Source organism: Paraburkholderia sp. RL17-383-BIF-A (assembly GCF_046028015.1).
In the GTDB taxonomy this organism is placed as follows: Bacteria; Pseudomonadota; Gammaproteobacteria; order Burkholderiales; family Burkholderiaceae; genus Paraburkholderia.
In genome coordinates this window covers 114,009-132,630 of record NZ_JARESR010000022.1, presented here as the reverse complement: position 1 = coordinate 132,630, position 18,622 = coordinate 114,009, and the positions used below count along the sequence as shown (strand labels likewise).

Annotated in this window: 15 protein-coding genes; 7 read left to right on the top strand and 8 right to left on the bottom strand. The window is 65.2% G+C overall.

Annotated elements, in window-relative coordinates; all coding sequences use genetic code 11:
* The 6 genes from P0D71_RS23765 to poxB form a co-directional block, all read right to left on the bottom strand.
* The coding region (locus tag P0D71_RS23765) for a PRC-barrel domain-containing protein (protein WP_408482401.1) at positions 1-408 on the bottom strand (408 nt) is incomplete at its 3' end.
* A gap of 212 nt (positions 409-620) precedes the next feature.
* Positions 621-1,577 (bottom strand): HlyD family secretion protein, encoded by a 957-nt coding sequence (locus P0D71_RS23760; protein WP_408482399.1) that lies wholly within the window; start codon positions 1,575-1,577, stop codon positions 621-623.
* A 63-nt stretch (positions 1,578-1,640) separates the two neighbouring features.
* Positions 1,641-1,841, bottom strand: coding sequence for a DUF1656 domain-containing protein (locus tag P0D71_RS23755; RefSeq protein WP_091803346.1), 201 nt, complete (start codon positions 1,839-1,841; stop codon positions 1,641-1,643).
* Complete coding sequence (locus tag P0D71_RS23750) at positions 1,825-3,330, bottom strand: efflux transporter outer membrane subunit (protein ID WP_408482398.1); 1,506 nt, start codon at positions 3,328-3,330, stop codon at positions 1,825-1,827. The genes P0D71_RS23755 and P0D71_RS23750 overlap by 17 nt, the downstream gene beginning before the upstream one ends.
* Positions 3,327-5,504: an FUSC family protein gene (locus P0D71_RS23745; protein WP_408482396.1), complete on the bottom strand. Its 2,178-nt coding sequence runs from the start codon at positions 5,502-5,504 to the stop codon at positions 3,327-3,329. The genes P0D71_RS23750 and P0D71_RS23745 overlap by 4 nt, the downstream gene beginning before the upstream one ends.
* A 428-nt stretch (positions 5,505-5,932) precedes the next feature.
* Positions 5,933-7,654 (bottom strand): ubiquinone-dependent pyruvate dehydrogenase, encoded by a 1,722-nt coding sequence (poxB, locus tag P0D71_RS23740; protein WP_091803355.1) that lies wholly within the window; start codon positions 7,652-7,654, stop codon positions 5,933-5,935.
* 333 nt (positions 7,655-7,987) lie between these two features.
* On the opposite strand from poxB, the gene P0D71_RS23735 reads away from it, so the two are divergent.
* Positions 7,988-8,908 (top strand): LysR family transcriptional regulator, encoded by a 921-nt coding sequence (locus P0D71_RS23735; RefSeq protein WP_408302704.1) that lies wholly within the window; start codon positions 7,988-7,990, stop codon positions 8,906-8,908.
* A 7-nt stretch (positions 8,909-8,915) separates the two neighbouring features.
* On the opposite strand, the gene P0D71_RS23730 is transcribed toward P0D71_RS23735, so the two are convergent.
* Positions 8,916-11,906: an ATP-binding protein gene (locus P0D71_RS23730; protein WP_408482394.1), complete on the bottom strand. Its 2,991-nt coding sequence runs from the start codon at positions 11,904-11,906 to the stop codon at positions 8,916-8,918.
* A 286-nt stretch (positions 11,907-12,192) separates the two neighbouring features.
* On the opposite strand from P0D71_RS23730, the gene P0D71_RS23725 reads away from it, so the two are divergent.
* From P0D71_RS23725 to P0D71_RS23700, 6 genes are all read left to right on the top strand, one after another.
* The gene (locus P0D71_RS23725; RefSeq protein WP_408482393.1) at positions 12,193-12,912 is read left to right on the top strand and encodes a TetR/AcrR family transcriptional regulator; all 720 of its coding nucleotides are present in this window, start codon (positions 12,193-12,195) and stop codon (positions 12,910-12,912) included.
* A gap of 210 nt (positions 12,913-13,122) precedes the next feature.
* Positions 13,123-13,608 carry a VOC family protein gene (locus P0D71_RS23720; RefSeq protein ID WP_408184253.1) on the top strand — a complete coding sequence of 162 codons (486 nt, stop codon included), beginning with the start codon at positions 13,123-13,125 and terminating at the stop codon, positions 13,606-13,608.
* Complete coding sequence (locus P0D71_RS23715) at positions 13,605-14,834, top strand: FAD binding domain-containing protein (RefSeq protein ID WP_408184252.1); 1,230 nt, start codon at positions 13,605-13,607, stop codon at positions 14,832-14,834. Before P0D71_RS23720 ends, P0D71_RS23715 begins: the two co-directional genes overlap by 4 nt.
* 72 nt (positions 14,835-14,906) lie before the next feature.
* Positions 14,907-15,269: a DUF485 domain-containing protein gene (locus P0D71_RS23710; RefSeq protein WP_408184251.1), complete on the top strand. Its 363-nt coding sequence runs from the start codon at positions 14,907-14,909 to the stop codon at positions 15,267-15,269.
* Entirely contained in the window at positions 15,266-16,924 is a 1,659-nt protein-coding gene (gene actP, locus P0D71_RS23705; RefSeq protein ID WP_408302696.1) for a cation/acetate symporter ActP, read from the top strand. The genes P0D71_RS23710 and actP overlap by 4 nt, the downstream gene beginning before the upstream one ends.
* 37 nt (positions 16,925-16,961) lie before the next feature.
* Complete coding sequence (locus tag P0D71_RS23700; protein WP_408482391.1) at positions 16,962-18,095, top strand: amidohydrolase family protein; 1,134 nt, start codon at positions 16,962-16,964, stop codon at positions 18,093-18,095.
* On the opposite strand, the gene P0D71_RS23695 is transcribed toward P0D71_RS23700, so the two are convergent.
* Positions 18,092-18,580, bottom strand: a complete 489-nt coding sequence (locus tag P0D71_RS23695) for a DUF3331 domain-containing protein (protein WP_408302692.1) — start codon at positions 18,578-18,580, stop codon at positions 18,092-18,094. The two genes, P0D71_RS23700 and P0D71_RS23695, sit on opposite strands and share 4 nt — an antisense overlap.
* Between the last annotated feature and the right edge of the window lie 42 nt (positions 18,581-18,622).

Here is an 18,622-nt window from a genome sequence, read left to right as displayed (position 1 = left end):
AGGAACCGCGCGAACCTTCGCATAGACGAAGGTCGGGAGCTCCTTGACCACCTGACGCGTGGCGCCGGCCCAAACGAGCTTGCCGTTCACATAGTCCAGTTGCGACATGGGAATCGCCACGTCGTGCTGGGACACGCCGAGGAACTGGTGAGCCGCCACGATCCCGAAGGAGACGGCGTTGTCCGGCGCGATGATGATGTCGTGAAGCACGCCGACTTTCTCGCCGCTGTCGTTGTAGATGCTCTTGCCGAGCAGGCTCTTCTTGACGCTCCAGCCTTCGACGACGAGTTCCGCCTGCTCCACGCTGATGCCGATCGGCTGCGCGCCCGCCACCTGCGCGTTTGCCTGCTGGCACATCGCGCCGAACGCCGACGCTGCCAGAAACACGAGTGTCCACTTTGCCTTCATGATGATTTTCTCCGCAAGATGCGTTTGTTGGAAAACAATGAATCGCAACCCGGCGACGGCATCTGACGTGCCGGCTGCCGGGGTCGCGCTGACCGACACTGTGAACCGGTTGCAGCCGCGACTTTTTCAAATTCGCACGATGGCGTAGCTCGCTCGCCCAACCCGCGGTTTGCCAGAGCCTGCCCCACACCGGGGCGGGCACGGCGTCGCGATCAATGGCTTTGCGGCCGCAGCGTGACCGTGCAGGTCATGCCCATCGCAAGCTTGACGCCGGCGGGAATCTGGTCGAGGTGGATCCGCACCGGCACCCGCTGGGCGAGCCGCACCCACGTGAAGATCGGATTGACGTCCGCCAGCAGATCGCCGTTGCTGGTCGGGTTGTCGCGGTCGGCAATCCCGCTCGCCAGGCTGTCGACGTGCCCCTGGATATCCTTGCCGCCCGACATCAGCCGCACCACCGCCTGATCCCCGACATGCACGCGCGGCAGTTTCGTTTCTTCGAAGTAGCCGTAGACCCAGAACGAGTGCGAGTCGATCAACGCCATGCGCGCCGTGCCGGCCGTGGCGAAATCGCCCGGATACAGGTTCAGGTTGGTGATGAAACCGTCCGAGGGCGCGCGCACCTCGCTGCGCGTCAGGTTCAGCACGGCCGTCTGCTGGGCCACCACGGCCGCCTTGACCGCGGCTTGCGCCGCGCCGTAGGCGGCGACGTCGGCGGAATAGTCGGCTTCGGACTGTTTGGCGAGCGAAGCCGAATCCAGCCGCGTTTCGTCCGAGATCACATCGCCGGTCAGGTTGGCGCGGCGCGCCGCCTGAGCGCGCTTCATCGCGAAGCCGGATTCGCTCGCGGCCATGCGCGCCTTGGCCTGCGCCAGTTGCGCCTGGGCGCGCAGAAGGTCGGCGTCGGCCTGCGCGACTGCGTAATGGAAGCGCGCCGGGTCGAGCACGAACAGAATGTCGCCCTTGCGCACCAGCTGGTTGTCCTTCACGCGCACTTCCCTCACCAGCCCCGACACATCGGTGGCGACCTGCACGACCTGCGCGCGAACCCGGCCGTCGCGCGTCCACGGCGAGAACATGTAGTCGAGCCACAGCATGCGGACCAGCGCGATCGCCACCACGAGAAGCGTAAGCGTAAAAATGGCGCGCAGGATGGATTGCATTTTCATCTTGGTGACCTGGCGTGAGCGTGAACAGTCAGTGGGTTCATGGGGATGAGTGAAGGACGGCGCTCATTGCCACAGCAGCAGCGAAGCGCCGCTGAAGAGCGCAGCGAAGAGCGCCACCCGGAACAGGCTCGGATGCCAGGTGTAGCGATAGAAGCCAAGCCGCGCCAGCACCAGGTCGAGCACGACGAACAGCAGCACGCAACCGGCGAGAATCGGCAACAGGCCGGGCACGAGCAGTGAAAACAGGTCAATTTCGCCCGGCATCGGCCACTCCTTGCGGCGTGTGATCCGGCGGCGCGGAGGCGAAACCACCGCCCAGCTCCTTCATCAGCAGCGCCCATGCATCGAGCCGCCTGGCCTGCACCGCCGCCAGGCTTTCCTCCTGCTGCAACTGGGCGGCCTGCGCCGCCAACACATTGAGAAACTCGGTGATGCCGCTGCGATAGCCGGCGTCGGCGAGCTGAAACGATTTGCGCGCCGAACCGAGCGTGTTTTCAATCGACGCCTGCTGCTCTTCGAGCGAACGCAGCGAGACGACCTGCGCCGCGACGCCCTGCATCGCATTCACCACGCTCTGGTTGTACGCATCCACGGCGGCATCGCGCGACGCCACCGCGACACCGTAATTGCCGCGCCGCCGGCCACCGTCGAAGATCGGCAGCGAGATCGCCGCGCCCACGCCGTGGCCCAGGCCGTCGCTATTGACGAAGTTGAAGAAGCCGCCGAACGTCGCCGCCGACCCGAGCGACGCGGTCGCGATCAGATTGATGTCCGGATAGAAGTCGGCGTGCGCCGCGTCGATACCCTTGTCCGCTTCGAGCACGCGCCAGCGCCCCGCCACCACGTCCGCGCGGTGCCCGATCAACTCGGCTGGCAGCGAGGCCGGCAAGACCACCGGCACGCTCAGCGCGAGGCTTGGCCGGCGCAGCGTATCGCCATACCCCGGCCCCTTGCCGACGAGCGCGGCGATACCGATGCGCGCGAGCGCAAGCTGCTGCTGCGCCTCGCGCACCCGCGTCGTGCTCATCGCGAGCTGGGTCTGCGCCTGGCTGACCTCGAGCCCGCTGCCGACGCCCGCGCGCCAGCGGCGCGTCGCGATGTCGACGGTGCGTTGCTGTTCGGTTTGCACGGCGTCGTAGACGTCGAGCAACGCATACTCGAGCGCCAGTTGCACGTAGCTGCGCACCACGGCGGTCTGCAGTTCGACCTCCGCGAAGCGCGCGTCCGCGGCCACCGCATGCACGTTGTCCAGCGCGCCTTCGCGAAGCGCGCGCGACTTGCCCCACAGATCGAGGTCATAGGAAAGGTCCGCCTGGATGTTGTTGCTCCACACCGTGGTGCCGCCCGGCGGCGCCGGGGTCGTGTAGCGCGCGTAACGCCTGCGCTCGAAACTGCCGCTCGCGTCGAGTTGCGGCAGTTCGGCGGCGCCGGCGATCTGCGCCTGGAAGCGCGCCGCCTCGATCCGCTGCTCGACCGCGCGTAAGCCGGGGTTGCCTTGGGTAGCGTCCTGCACCAGCATATCGAGCTGCGGATCGTTCCATTGACGCCACCACCCGCTCGCCGGCCACTTCGCGTCGGCTTGCGTGGCGCGCAGCGCGGCGCCTGGGTCGAGTGTCGCGGGATCGAGCATCGATTCGCGCGTATGGATGCCGCCGCTGTCGATGCAGGCCGACAGCAGCACAGCACACGCGAGCGCGGCCGCCACCGGCCGCCACAGCGCGCGCAGTGACCAGCATGGGCGCGCGGGCTTCATGCCTGCACCCCGCCGGTTTGCCATAGGGCAAGGCTCTCGTCGCGCAGCGTCAGTTCGGTGAAATGCAGCAGCGCCCGCATCCGGTAGCGCGCGAGCGTCTGCGCGTCGACTGCGATATTCGGCCCGAGCGGCAGCAGGTCCAGCGCCCTGCGCGTCGCCGTCAACGCGCGTTCGGCCGCCCGCGGCGTGGCGTCCACGAACACGTCGGCAAGCGCGCCCAGCCACGCGTCCTGCTCCGCGGGCCAGCCCGCCGGCAGGATCGCGGCGAGCCGTTCGCTATCGAGGCGCACCTGGATCATCGAACGGCCGATCTCCAGCGCGGCGAACGCCCAGCCGATCAGATGATCGCGGTCCACGCGCGCGTCGACCGGCGCTGACGCGATCTGCAGGATGAAGTCCCGCAAGCTCAATTCGAAGCTGTACAGCAGATCGTCGAGGTCGCCGTCGCGAGCGTCATGCGAGATCAGCCCGCGAATCTGCTTCTTGTATTGCGCGGAAATCCAGTCGCCCGCGCGTGGCGCGAGCACCGAAAACGCGACGGCGGCGACCGCGATACCGCACAGCAGCGCGAAGCCGGTATCGAGATAGGCACTCGGGTTATAAACGGTGGGATTCGTGATGCCGACAATGAAACAGAAGTACAGGCTGAAGCCGAGCCCGAGGATCGCCGTCTTCATGAATGTATTCAGATAGCTGCCCACCATCACGATGATCGCCATCGAAGCAGCGAGCAACTCGAACGTATCGATATGCGGCAGCACGAGAAAGTTGAACGCGAAGCCGGTGAGCCAGCCGCCCAGGCAGCCGGCGAAGATCTGCCAGCTTGCGACCGCCGGATTGGGCGCGAGCGCGAACAGCGCACTCGTGATCGCCACCGCGACAATCGCGGTCGCGCCGCCGACCCAGCCGGAGCCGATCCATACCGCGCCGACTATCAGCACCGCCACGGCCGAGCGCGCGCCGGCGATCGTCGCGGCTGCACGGTTGGCGGTAGCGCGGGTTCTGCCGATCCGGGTAATGGCCTGCAGCACCGACTGCGACCACGGCAGGCGGCCCACCGTGCGTGCGTCGACGTAGCTTCGGCACATCAGGCGCAAATCGGCGATCGAGAAGAACAACGCCGCGCCGGTGGTCGCCACGAACTGACGTTGATGCGGCGAGAGATCGGCGAGCGAGGCGAGCAAGCGGCCCAGAAACGCCGGCAACTCACGCTCGAAGGCGTCGAGGCGGCTCGACATGGCCTCGACCTGTTCCATCGTGACCAGCTGAGGCGGTGCGTCGTTCGGCACAATGGCGAGCAGGCCGCCGATCAGCTGCTCGACTGCCGCGAGCGAGCGCGGCTCGGCCTCGGAGGCGACCCGCGCCTTCAACTGGTGCAGTGCATGAATCCACGTGACGGTGTCGAGAAAACTCCGGTCGAGATCGAGATAGACATGGTTGCGCAGGCGAATGGACGGGTCCTCGAACACTGCGCCGCTGCGCAGACTTTCCACGCCGACGCGCTCGCGGATCAGATCGAGAAAAGTGTCGAAGCCCGCAACGCTCGTCGCGCGGTCGAGTACCGTATGCATCGCGTTGAGCAGGTTCGTGAAGTTCTTGCGGCTCGCCGCGTAGAGCGCCGGCGCGACCGACTGCGGGAACACCACCGCGCTCACCATGCTCGCGCACACCACGCCGATCGCGACTTCGCTGACGGTGAACACGACGTTGTCATAGACGCCGTACGGATTCGACCACACGGGTATCGCCGTGATGGCCGTGCCGTAGCCGGTCAGCACGAACCCATACGACTGGAAATTGCGGTAGTAGGCGGCGCCGAACACGCACACACCGATCCACACGGCCAGCGCGGTCAGAAACAGCAGCGGCTGTTGCGGGAACAACGCGATCAGCAGCAGACCCGCGAAGCTGCCGCCCACCATGCCCAACCCGCGATAGAACCCTCGCGCGATCACCATGCCGCTTTGCTGATGCATCATCACGATCACGCACGAGACCATCGCCGTGGCCGGCGTGCGCAGTTCGAGGCGCATGCACAGACCCATCGCGAGCGTCATCGCAACGGCCACCTTCGCGATATGGCGAAAGCGCGGGCCGTCGTCCTTCCAGTATGTGTTCAGCTCGTCGCGCCATCGAGGCAGGGCCGCGCTGGTGGCATCCGCTTGCTGGGTCATAGGGCTCTCGTGAATCGCTCGACTTGGGTTGTTCGCGCGCTTGTTGGGGCGCTTGCTGGTGCCTTTGCCAGCGCGTTGTTTTCTCGTCCGCCGGCCGTTAAGCCCAAGCGAATACCGCTATCTGTCTACGTTGCGTAGTTTGCGATGCGCGGGGGCGGCGCATTTGCGGATTCGCACGTTTTTTACACATGCGCTGTGCGGCATGCGTTTGGGTTGATGCGTTTGGGTTGATGCGTTTGGGTTGATGCGTTTGGGTTGATGCGTTTGGGTTGATGCGTTTGGGTTGAATGCATCGGCGGGCATGCAATCTCGACCCATGAGTTGCGCTAATCCGTGCGCGGCAGAAATCCCCTCCGCGCATACGGAGTTTGCCCAACGGGCGCCCGGAACCCCGGGCGCCTCGCCTCACCGCGACCTGCTTTGCGCGGCTAGCGCAAGTTGGTGCGCGCCAGTTCGACGATCTCGTCGCCGCGACCGTTGAGGATCGCGCGCATCATGTAGAGGCTGAAGCCCTTGGCCTGTGCGAGCTCGATCGTCGGCGGCATGGCCAGCTCATGTTTCGACGTGACCACGTCCACCAGCGCCGGGCCGGGATGGTCGAATGCCTGCTTCAGCGCGCCCGCCACGTCTTCCGACTCTTCGACGCGAATGCTGAAAATGCCCGCCCCTTTCGCGATCGCCGCGAAATCGGTTTTGGCGAGATCGACGTTGGTGTCGAGATAGCCGCCCGCCTTCAACTCCATCGAGACGAAGCCAAGCAGGCTGTTGTTGAACACCACCACCTTGATCGGCAAGTCGAGCTGCCGCGCGGTGAGCAGATCGCCGAGCAGCATCGACAGCCCGCCGTCACCCGACAGCGACACGACCTGGCGCCCCGGATGCGCGCCCTGTGCGCCGAGCGCCTGGGGCATCGCATTGGCCATCGAGCCGTGGTTGAACGAGCCGTGCAACTGGCGCTTGCCGTTCATGGTCAGATAGCGCGCGGCCCAGACGGTCGGCGTGCCGACATCGGCGGTGAAGATCGCGTCGTCGCTCGCGGCCTCGTCGATCATCTTCGCCAGATATTGCGGATGGATCGGGCGGCCCGGGCCGGCCGGCGTCGCGAGATCGTCCAGCCCCTTGCGTGCGGACACGTAGTGCTTGCGGGCGTTGTCGATGAACCCGCGGTCCGTCTTGCGCTGCAGCTTCGGCAAGGTCGCGGCGACGGTTTCCTTGACCGTGCCGACGAGGCCCAGCGCAAGCGGCGCGCGATGCCCGAGCTGGGAGCCTTTCCAGTCGATCTGGATGATCTTCGCGTCGGCCGGATAGAACGGCCGATAGGGGAAATCGCAGCCTAGCAAGAGCAGCGTGTCGCACGACATCATGGCGTGATAGCCCGAGCTGAAGCCGATCAGCCCGGTCATGCCGACGTCGTACGGATTGTCGTACTCGATGTACTGCTTGCCGCGCAACGCATGCACCACCGGCGCGCCGAGCGTGTCGGCGAGCGCAACCACTTCGTCGTGCGCGCCTTGCGTGCCGCTGCCGCACATGATCGTGACCGCGTCGGACGCGTTCAGCATCGCCGCGAGCCGATCGAGATCCGCCTCGGCGGGGATGATGCGCGGCGGTGCGCTTTCGGTCCACGACGGCGCTTCAGCCGGTCCCTCGCTCAAGGCCACGTCGCCCGGCAGCACGATCACGGCGACGCCGCGCTGTTCCACCGCGGTGCGCATCGCGCGCGCCAGCACGCGCGGAAACTGCGCTGCGGAGGACACCAGTTCGACGTAGTGGCTGCACTCCTTGAAAAGCTCCTGCGGATGCGTTTCCTGAAAGTACCCAAGGCCGATTTCCGTCGACGGGATATGCGCCGCGATCGCGAGCACCGGCTGTTGATTGCGATGGCAATCGAACAGACCGTTGATCAGATGCAGGTTGCCCGGGCCGCAACTGCCGGCGCACACCGCGAGACGCCCGCTCGAAGCCGCGTCGGCGCCGGCCGCGAAGGCGGCCGCTTCTTCGTGACGGGTATGCATCCAGCGGATCGAGCCGACCTCGTCGAGGCTGAAGGCGAGACCGTTCAGACTGTCGCCCGTCACGCCCCAGATCCGTTCGACGCCCGCTGCCGCGAGCGTGCCGGCGAGATAGGCGGCAATGGTTTTGTTGGCCATGCTTGACTCCTTTTCACGGTAATTGGAAATCGACCGGGCGCTGAAAACGTCGCGACCGCGGCCGGCAGATCAAAAGAAAGCGCCGAAAAAATCGTCGCCGGAGGACGGCGCGGCTCCGCTGTGCCGATCCCCCTAAACTAGGCGAGTGTCGGCAAAATGTCCTGAAATAGCTCTGAAAACACCTGAATCACGCGGATACCAGGCAGCCGGCGCACGCTCGCAGAAGCTGACTGAAAAAGGTGGTGGAGACCGGCGCCGCCGACCGTCGCGCAATGCGCTCGCGAAGCCGGGATTCCAGTATGCTGACGTACCCTTCACTGCCGGCTGTACGACATGAATCTCTCGTTCGAAGTTCTGCAGGTGCTCGACGCCATCGATCGGACCGGCACCTTCGCCAGTGCGGCGGAACAGCTTCACAAGGTGCCGTCTTCGCTGTCGTACCTGGTCCAGAAGCTGGAGCTCGATCTCGGCGTCAAACTGTTCGACCGCAGCGGCCGTCGCGCGATCCTCACGCATGCGGGACGGGTGGTCGTGGAGGAAGGGCGGCGTCTTCTGGAGGCGGCGGAAGATCTCGAATGCAAGGCGAAACGTATCCAGCACGGCTGGGAGTCGGAGCTGCGCATCGCCGTCGACGAGATCATTCCGTTCGACCTGCTATGGGACCATGTGGACGCGTTCTACAAGCTGCAGATGGATACGCGGCTGAATCTGTCGAAAGAAGTGCTGGGCGGCTCGTGGGATGCGCTGTTGACGCGCCGCGCCGACCTGGTCGTCGGCGCGGCCGGCGAGCCGCCGCAAATTCCCAACCTGGTGGCAAAGCCGATCGGCTCGTTGCGTCATCTGTTCGTGGTGGCGCCGCAGCATCCGCTCGCCGCGGTGCCGGGGCCGCTGACGCTGGCGACGGTCGCCCGGCATCGCGCCGTGGCGATCGGCGATACGTCGCGCAAGCTCGCGCCGCGCACCATCGCGCTCGCCGCGAATCAGGAAGTCATGACAGTGCCGACGCTCGAGGCCAAACTCGCCGCGCAAATCAAAGGGCTCGCGGTCGGCACGATTCCGGAGTGTCTGGCCGCCGAGCCGTTGAGCCGGGGCGAACTGGTGAAGAAGGAAGTGCTGGGCATGCGCGATGTCACGCATTTCTTTCTCGCGTGGCGCAGCGACGAAGCCGGCAAGGCGCTGCGCTGGTGGGTCGACCAGTTGGACCAGCCGGATCTGATCGACGAGGTGGCGCAACAGAGGATGTTGCACGGCTGAGGACCGTTCAGTTGCGCGCCTTGATGCGGCGTGGCGGCGCGACGTCGAGCGCGTCCGCGGTGCGATCGGAGGCCGGCGGGCACACCGTCGACCCGGCAGCGCCCGCCGCACTGTCCGATGCCGTGATCCGCAGCAGATGCGCGGCGGCCTGGTAATCGTCCCAGTCGAGGCCTTCGGTAACGCTCGCGCAGGCGGATTGCAACAGGTGCGCGGCGTCCGCGCTTCGGCCTTGCAGGTGCCAGAGTCCGCCAAGCGTGGTCGCGGCGCGCAACTGCAACGAGCGGCAGCCTTGCACCAGCGAGAGTTCCAGCGCCGCCAGCAGACAGGCCTCCGCATCCCGGATCGCCGAGCCGGATTGCGGCAGGTCGGCCTGCCCCATGAACAGCAATTCGCCATGAATACGCCGGAGTTCCGCGGCATACCAGTGGTCGCCGGTTTCGTCGCAGCGCGCCAGCGCGTCGACCACGGTGGCGATGCCCTCTTCCCGCCGCCCCGCGCGTCCGAGTGCGAGGCTGTATTGCCCGATCAGCATCGCGCGGGGCGCGCCGAAGTCGAGCGACTCCAGATCGTCCAGCGCCGCGCGAAACGCTTGCGGGTCGTGCGCACCATCGTCGCGCATTGACCGCAGATATTCGTCGAAGCAGCGGCAGCAGGCCTGCGCGACGCTCAGACCCGCGCGCCCGGACGCTTCCTTTAGCAACGCGATCGCTTGCGCCGCGCGTTCGCGTTTGCCGGACAGCAGCATCAGCGGCACCAACGCTTCCACCAGCACATAGCAGGTGACAATCGCCTGTTGCTGATCGCATGCAGCGATGACGCTGTCTTCCGCGAGCTTTAGCGCCTGATCGCGCAAGCCCTGCAGCCACAACACCCGCGCGAGGGTCGCGCGGCCGACGATGCGCTGATCCACCGACTGCCCGAGCGGCAGGCCATGTTGCAGGTTCTCGCTGTGTTCCAGCAGTTGTTCGAGCGACGCACGAGCCTGCTGTTGATCGCCGCAGTAATGGGCCGCGATTCCGAGCAACCGGTAGCCCAGAATCGTTCCGCTCGTGTCACCCACCTCGGCGGCGAGCAAGGCAAAGCGGCGTGCAAACGCTTGCGCATTGCGCGCCGCGCCGGACGACTGGTTCGCATTCCACATGCCCCACAAAGCACGCGCCTCGAACACGGGGTCGCCTAGCGCGATCGCCGACGCCAGAATCTCCGACCAGATGCCGAAGGTTTCCCGGCTCGGTCCGTTGAGGTAGACGAGCGCCGCGGCCAGCCCCGCGTGAAGCTGCATGCGCACGCGCAGGTGACGTGTCGAACCCGAACCCTGATGCGCCGAGTCCACCGCGTCGAGGGCCCGTTTCGCCCACACGCGGCATTCGTCGACGAGTGACAGCTCGTAGAGCAGAAAGACGAACTTCACGGCCAGCGTCTCGCCGAGCACGTCGTCACCCTTCGGCGATAGGGCCCAGGCCAGCGCCGCGCGCAGGTCGTCGAGCAATGCGCGCATGCGCTGGTGCCAGCCCTCGCCGAGCGTGAGCGCGGGGTCGGCGCGACGCGGCGCCTCGCGCTCCAGCACGCTCAGAAAGTAGCGCGCATGCTGCAGCGTGACGTAGCTCCGTTCGCCGTTGTCCTCGAGCTTCTGCGTGGCGTAGGCGCGCGTGGTCTCCAGCAGGCGATACGTCGCTCTGTCGCGCTCCATGCGCGTCACCACCAGCGATTTTTCGACCAGTCCCGACACCGCCGTGACCACGTCGATCTCATGCAACGCGCCATCGCCGGCGACGGCGATCGCCGCCTCCATCGTGAAGCCGCCCGCGAACACGCCGAGCCTGCGCAGCGTGGTGCGCTCCGCGTCCTCGAGCAGCGCATGGCTCCAGTCGAGCGTCGCCTTCAAGGTCTGATGCCGCGGCAAAGCCGTGCGGTTGCCGCCCGTCAGCATGTTGAAGCGGTCGTCCAGATGGCCGGCGAGCGTTTCAATGCCGAGGATCGCCGCGCGCGCCGCCGCCAGTTCGATGGCAAGCGGTATGCCGTCGAGCCGGCGGCATACCATGCCGGTCAAGTGAATGCTTTTTTCATCGGAGGAAAAACGCGCGTCGATCGCGCGAGCGCGCGACAGGAACAACTCGACGGCGCTGCATTGCAGGACATCCTGGCTCTGATCGTCCTGAGCGGGCACCTGAAGCGAAGCGACCCAATACAGATGCTCGTTCACGATGCGCAGCGGCTCGCGGCTGGTCGCCAGCACGCAGATCGCCGGACCCACGCCGAGCAGCGTCTCGGCGAGTTCGGCGGCGGGGCCGAGCACGTGCTCGCAGTTGTCGAGCACGAACAGCACGCGCCGCTCGCCGAGTTCTTTGCCGACGCGCGCGAGCGTGAGCGGACCGATGGCCGGATTCACGCCGACGCTGGCCGCGAACGCCGCGAGGACACTGTTTGCGTCGGAAGTGGACGCGAGTTGCACCAGATAGACACCGTCCGGAAAACGTGGCAGCAAGCCGCGCGCGACTTCGACCGCGAGGCGCGTCTTGCCGATGCCGCCTGAACCGACTAGCGTCACTTGCCGGGCTGCGGCGAGCGTCTGCGAGATGTCGTCCAGCGCCTTGTCGCGTCCGATCAGCGCGGAGAAATGAACCGGCAGATTGTGCTGGACGTTGCGGCTTTGAGCGCGCTCCTCGGGTTGGTCGCCGGCATCAGGCGTTAAGGCCGCGCTCGCCGCCGATCCGCTGTGCACCAGCCTGTAGCCGCGCCCCGATACGGTCTGTATCAGCCCGCGGCTGTCGCCGAGCAGCTTGCGCAGCGTGGACATATGCACCTGCAGATTGTTCTCTTCGACGACCGCATTCGGCCAGACCTGCTTGAGCATTTCGTTCTTCGACACGAGCCCGCCGTTCGCGGCGATCAGCACAGCGAGCATGTCGAACGCACGGCTGCCGATCCGCACAGGTGTGCCGTGAAGAAATACTTCGCGACGGTCGATGTCCACCTGAAGCGGGCCAATGCAAATCATGCGGAGTATCCAGGACGCGACGATTAGAGAGAGAACAGAAGAAGAAAGGAAGTGCGGAATCGCTGCCGGGCGTCGCGTCCCAGAAGTCTAGAGCAACAGGACATCTGCGTGCGCGAAAAAAACTGACCCTATTGTTCGAATTTTTTGCACTAAACACTCACTGACTGAACGCCATCAAGCGTTCGCCGGCGCATCGCGCCACGCGGTCCGGCTGCGCACCCTCGCCTAGCCAGACCAGGCTAATCTTTGTATGATGCGTCCCAACATACTGGGTACCGAACTAGCCATGCCGAGAAAAGTACCGTCGGTCGATACAGCGTCGAAGCCCGAGGGGCATGACAGTGAGAAGACCGTCACGCGCCGGCTCGCTCCTGAAGTGCGGGAGCGCCAGATCGTGCTGAAAGCGGTCGATCATTTCGCCACGCATGGCTTCTCCGGCAGCACCCGCGAACTCGCGCGTCAACTGGGCGTGACCCAGCCGCTGCTGTACCGCTACTTTCCCAGCAAGGAAGCATTGATCGACCGCGTGTACGAGGAGGTCTATCAATGGGACACGAGCTGGGAGAAGCTGATCAAGGACCGCACCGTTCCGATCCAGGAGCGCATGGTCCGGTTCTACTCGTCGTATTCCGAGGTGATCTTGCGGCGCGAGTGGATCCGCATTTTCATCTTCGCCGGTCTGACGCGTGAAGGCATCAACTCCAAATATCTGGCGCGGCTGCGCGAACGCGTGTTTCTGCCGGTCATGGCGGAAATACGCTCGGCCTACGATCTGCCCGCGCCCACCGGCGCGAAACAACGCGAGATCGATCTCGAACTGATCTGGAGTCTGCACGCGAGCATCTTCTATCTCGGCGTGCGCAAATGGATCTACGGCCTGCCGGTCACGGACGATATCGAAGACCACATCGCCCGCCAGGTCGACGCGTTCCTCAACGGCGTACCCGCCGCGCTCGAACATGCGACGAAAGAATCCACTCGCGCGAAAAGCGGCGCAAAGGCCTGACGCCGCTTCGCTGCAAGGCTTGCAATAAGCGTTGCAAAAAGGCCGGCCAGCGAGCCGGCCGCGCTTTTCATCTCCCATCGCATCACTCCCACGCATCACATTTTCCAGGGTAAACACCGGCAATACGCCGCTTTCTCCTGCCTGCGCATTCACCTACAATTTATCCATCGATCACTAATCGATCGATAAATAGCACAGCAGGAGTCGACCATGCCCGTTTCAAAGCTTGCCCACTACTCGATTCGCACCTCGGATCTCGAACAATCCTGCCGCTTCTACGAGCGGATCCTCGGTTTCAAGCAGGGCTACCGTCCGCCCTTCGACTTTCCGGGCGCGTGGCTTTACAAAGGCGGCGATGAAGCCGAGTTCGGCACCGTCCACATAATCGGCGTCGATCCAGACAACCCGGCCGGGCTCACCGCGTATCTCGGCGACAAGGCGTTGCCCGCGAGCGGAACCGGCACGGTCGACCACATCGCGTTTCTCGCCACGGGCGTCGAAGCGATGTGGCAGACACTCCAGGCCGAAGGCGTTGCGTGGCGCGATCGCACGGTGCCGAGCCTCGGCTTGCATCAGGTCTTCATAGAAGACCCGTCCGGCGTGACCATCGAGTTGAACTTTCCCGCCGAAGAGATCAGCCGCCTCAACGAAGCAAAGGCGGCCAACGCGCAATCTTCCAATACCGCAGGAGCATGACCATGACCCAAACTTCCGCACGCGCGCGGGCGATCATCGTAGGCGGCTCGCTGGGCGGCCTGTTCGCCGCCAATCTGCTGGTCCGCAACGGCTGGGAGGTGGACGTGTTCGAACGCGTCCCGGATGAACTGGCCGGACGTGGCGCCGGCATTGTCACGCACCCCGAATTGTTCGACGCACTCGCGGCGGCCGGTATCGAATACGACGATTCCATCGGCGTCAAGGTGCAATCGCGCGTCACCTTCGCGCAGAACGGCGCGGTGTTGTCGGCGCGAGAGCTGCCGCAAACGCTGACCGCGTGGGGCAAGATGTATCACGTCCTGCGCGCCGCCCTGCCCGACGTGCATTACCACGCCGGCCGCACGGTCGCATCCGTGCAGGACGGCCCCGACCAGGCAGTCGTGACGCTCGGCGACGGCACCCTGCTGCACGCCGATCTCGTGATCGCGGCCGACGGTTTCAAGTCGCCGATTCGCGAGCGCTTGCTGCCTGACGTCAAGCTTCAATACGCGGGCTATGTCGCATGGCGCGGCCTCGTCGAAGAAGCCGCGCTGTCGCGCGAAACCCGCGAGGCGCTGTTCGACAGGTTCGCCTTCTGCCTGCCGCCGCGCGAGCAGATTCTCGGCTACCCGGTTGCCGGCCGCGGCAACAGCACGACGCCGGGCGAACGCCGCTACAACTTCGTCTGGTATCGCGCGACGAGTGAAGACGTGCAGCTGCCTAACCTGCTCACCGATGCGGCCGGCAAGCGTTGGGAAGGCGGCATTCCGCCCACGCTGATCCGCGAGGACGTGCTCGCCGATATGGAAGACGCGGCGCTCACGCTGCTCGCCCCGCAATTCGGCGAAGTGGTGACCAAGGCGACGCAGCCTCTGTTCCAACCGATCTTCGACCTCGAAGTCCCGCAGATGGCATTTGGCCGGATCGCGCTGCTCGGCGATGCGGCGTTCGTCGCGCGTCCGCATTGCGGCATGGGCGTGACCAAGGCGGCCAGCGACGCGATGGCGCTCGTCAAAGCGTTGAACCAGCACAGCAGCGTGCAGGACGCGCTCACGGACTACAGCCTCGAGCGCACCCAGGCGGGTGCGGCGATCGTGCAGCACGCGCGTCATCTCGGTGCCTACATGCAGGCGCAACTAAAGAACGACGTGGACCGTGAAATGGCCGAGCGCTATCGCACGCCTGACGCCGTGATGCGCGAGACCGCGGTGCCCGCACGCTTCTGATATCCGTGGCGGTTGCGGCGAATCCGAACCGCTGCGCAAGCACAGCAAAAAGTCGTTTCGAAAGGAGACAAAGTGGAACATAGCGCCCCAACCTATTCGCTGAGCGCGCAATACGCCGCCACCGAAGCGCCGCCCGCGGCGAATCCGCTACTCGACGATCCGCGCTTTCGCGCGCTCGTGCGCGAGCGGCGCGCTTTCTCGTGGCTGCTCACGATCCTGATGCTGGCGGTGTACTTCGCCTTCATTCTCACGCTCGCGTTTGCCCCTGCGCTGCTCGGCCGGCCGATCGTGGAAGGCTCTCCCGCTACGTGGGGAATTCCGGTCGGCTTCGGCATGTTCGTCTTTACCTTCGTGCTCGTCGCGGTCTACGTGGCGCGAGCCAATACCTTCCATGACCGCGCCGTGAACGAAATCCGGCAAGGAGCACGGCAATGAACCGCATCTTTCTCCGGCATGCTCCGCTCATCGGCGTCATGCTGACGAGCGCGCTCACCGCGCTGCCCGCCGCTGCCGCCGAAACCGCGGCGCCGACACGTTCGCACAACCCGATCGCGATCGGCATGTTCCTGCTGTTCGTCGCGTCGACCCTGCTCATCACGCGCTGGGCCGCGCGGAAGAACAACAGCGTATCCGACCACTACGCGGCGGGCGGCAAGATCACCGCCTTCCAGAACGGCTGGGCGATCGCCGGCGACTATATGTCCGCCGCTTCGCTGCTGGGCATTTCCGCGCTGGTCTTCACGAGCGGCTATGACGGCCTGATCTATTCGATCGGTTTTCTCGCCAGCTGGCCGATCATTCTCTTTCTGATCGCCGAGCCGCTGCGCAACCTCGGCCGCTATACGCTCGCCGACGTGGTGTCGTACCGGTTGAAGCAGCGACCGATTCGCGCCTTCGCCGCGTCGAGTTCGATCGTGATCGTCCTGCTCTATCTCGTCTCGCAGATGGTCGGCGCCGGCAAGCTCGTCGAGCTGCTGTTCGGCTTCAACTACACGGTCGCGGTCGTAATGGTCGGCGTGCTGATGGTGGTGTACGTGTTCTTCGGCGGCATGCTCGCTACAACGTGGATTCAGATCATCAAGGCGGCGTTGCTGCTGGCAGGCGCGGCTTTCATGGCGTTCATGGTGCTCAGCCGCTTCGGCTTCAGCATGAATGCGTTGTTCGCGCAGGCGATTCTCGCGCACCCGAAACACGCCGCGATCATGAGCCCCGGCGGCCTCGTATCGGATCCGGTGTCCGCCGTTTCGCTGGGCCTCGCATTGATCTTCGGCACGGCCGGACTGCCGCACATCCTGATGCGCTTCTTCACCGTGGGCGACGCGAAAGCGGCACGCAAGAGCATTCTGTACGCGACGGGAATCGTCGGCGTTGGTTACGCGCTGATCATTATCATCGGCTTCGGCACGATTGCGCTGGTGGCGACCGATCCGCAATATCACACTGCCTCGGGCGCGGTGACGGGCGGCGTGAACATGGTGGCGATCCATCTGGCGCACGCGGTAGGCGGCAACGTGTTTCTCGGCTTCATCTGCGCGGTGGCGTTCTCGACCATTCTCGCGGTGGTCGCGGGCCTGACGCTCGCCGGTTCCTCCGCAGTGTCGCACGACCTGTACGCGAACGTGATTCGCCGCGGCGCGGCCACGGACCGCGAGGAAATGCATGTGTCGCGGATCACCACGCTCGTGCTCGGCGTGCTCGCGATCCTGCTGGGCATCGCCTTCGAAAAACAGAACATCGCGTTCATTGTGAGCCTGACTTTTTCGATCGCCGCCAGCTCGAATTTCCCGGTGCTGCTGCTGTCGATCTACTGGCGCGGGCTGACCACGCGCGGCGCGGTGCTCGGCGGCTCGCTCGGCCTGGTCTCGGCAGTGACGCTGACGATTCTCAGCCCGACCGTGTGGGTTCAGGTACTCGGCCATGCGCATGCGATCTATCCGTACGAATATCCCGCGCTGTTCTCCATGATCGTCGCCTTCGCCGGCGTGGTGTTCTTCTCGATCACCGACACCTCCGCACGCGCCGCCCGCGAACGCGCGCTGTACGGCAATCAGCTCGTCGACTGCGAACTCGGCATGGTCAAGCGCGGATAAAACCCGACACTCAAATCATAAACAAGGAGACTGAAACATGGACTGCAGCTGCTGCATTTCACCGAAGCGCCGCCGCCTGCTCGGCACGATGGCCGCACTCGCCGGCGGCCTCGCCTCGGGTGTGCCGGCCACGGCCGCCACCGCCAACACGGCCACGGGAACGACCGGCCCGGCCGGCGCGCCCCGCAAAGGCCGCTCGATCGACATTCACGCGCACTACTACCCCGAGAGCTATTGCGAACTGGTGGGCAGCGAAGGCCAGAAGTTCGGCGGGAAGTTCACCTGCGACGCCAGCAGCTTCAGCTTCCAGACGCCGGCGGGCGGCCTTGGACCGCTGCCGCTCAAGTTCATCAACATCGACGAACGGCTCGCCGACATGAACGCGTCCGGCGTGGACATGCAGGCCTTGTCGTTGAGCGTGCCGATGGCCTACTGGGCCGACCGCGACTTCAACGCGAAGCTGGCGAAAACGTGGAACACGGCGGCCTCCGCTGTCCATGTCAAGCATCCGGACCGCTTCGTCGTGCTCGCGACACTGCCGATGCTCAATCCGCACGACGCGATCGACGAACTCGAACGCGCGTCCGAATTGCCCGGCGTGCGCGGCGTGTACATGGGGACCAACATCAACAACCGTGACCTCGACGATCCCCTGTTCGAACCGGTCTTCGCGCGGATCGAACAGCTGGATCTGCCGGTGTTTCTCCATCCGCAACAGACGGTCGGCGGTGCGCGGCTGGGCGACTTCTATCTGAGCAATCTGCTCGGCAATCCCTTCGACACCGCGATTGCCGGGTCGCATCTGATCCTCGGCGGCGTGATGGACCGGCATCCGAAACTGAACATCACGCTGCCGCACGCCGGTGGCGCGTTGCCGATCCTGATGGGCCGCATCGACGCAGGCTGGACCGTGCGCCCCGAAACGCGGCGGCTGGCGCAGAAACCGAGCAGCTACCTGCGCCGTTTCAACTACGACACGGTCTCGCATTCCGGCCCGGTGCTGGACTTTCTGATCCAGAACATCGGCATCGACCGGCTGGTGCTCGGCAGCGACTACTGCTTCGACATGGGCTACGAGCAGCCGGTCACGTTCCTGGATCGCCTTACGCTGCCGCCCGAGCAAAGAAATCTGATTCTCGGCGGCAACGCCGCGCAGTTGCTGAAGATCTAAAGCAAATCGCCCGCTGTCACCATAGCGGGCATTTGCTCGACCACCGAGGCGAGGATCATCGCGGTGGCGTTGGCCGGTATGCTCGCCCGCACTCTCGGCTTATAGATCAGATCGTCACGACGGATCACTGTTCCGCTTAGCGCACAGTAACCCTTCAGACGGGCGCGGCAAACGATCCACACCTGGTCGTCGTAGCGGCAGCGGGTTGCATCCTGCCAGAGCACCGCGACCGACGTATCGGACAGACGCTCGATGACTTCCACCTGCACATGCGGCGACGGCACGCAAGCGGCCATGCGGGACGTCCGCCGCGCGCGCGACGCGTCGCTGCCCGCGCTGCGATAGCTCGGCAACAGCCCGTGGATCACGTGGTCCCACACGGACGCGGGCCCGTCCTGGCTTGTGCAGGTCTGCTCGGGCGGTGCGCAACATGCTTCGCGGCTCGCCTCGACGCGTCGCTTCAAGTGGGTTTCGCTATGCATCATGCTTGCTCCCATCGCTTGCTCCCATCAACTGACCGTGGGCAC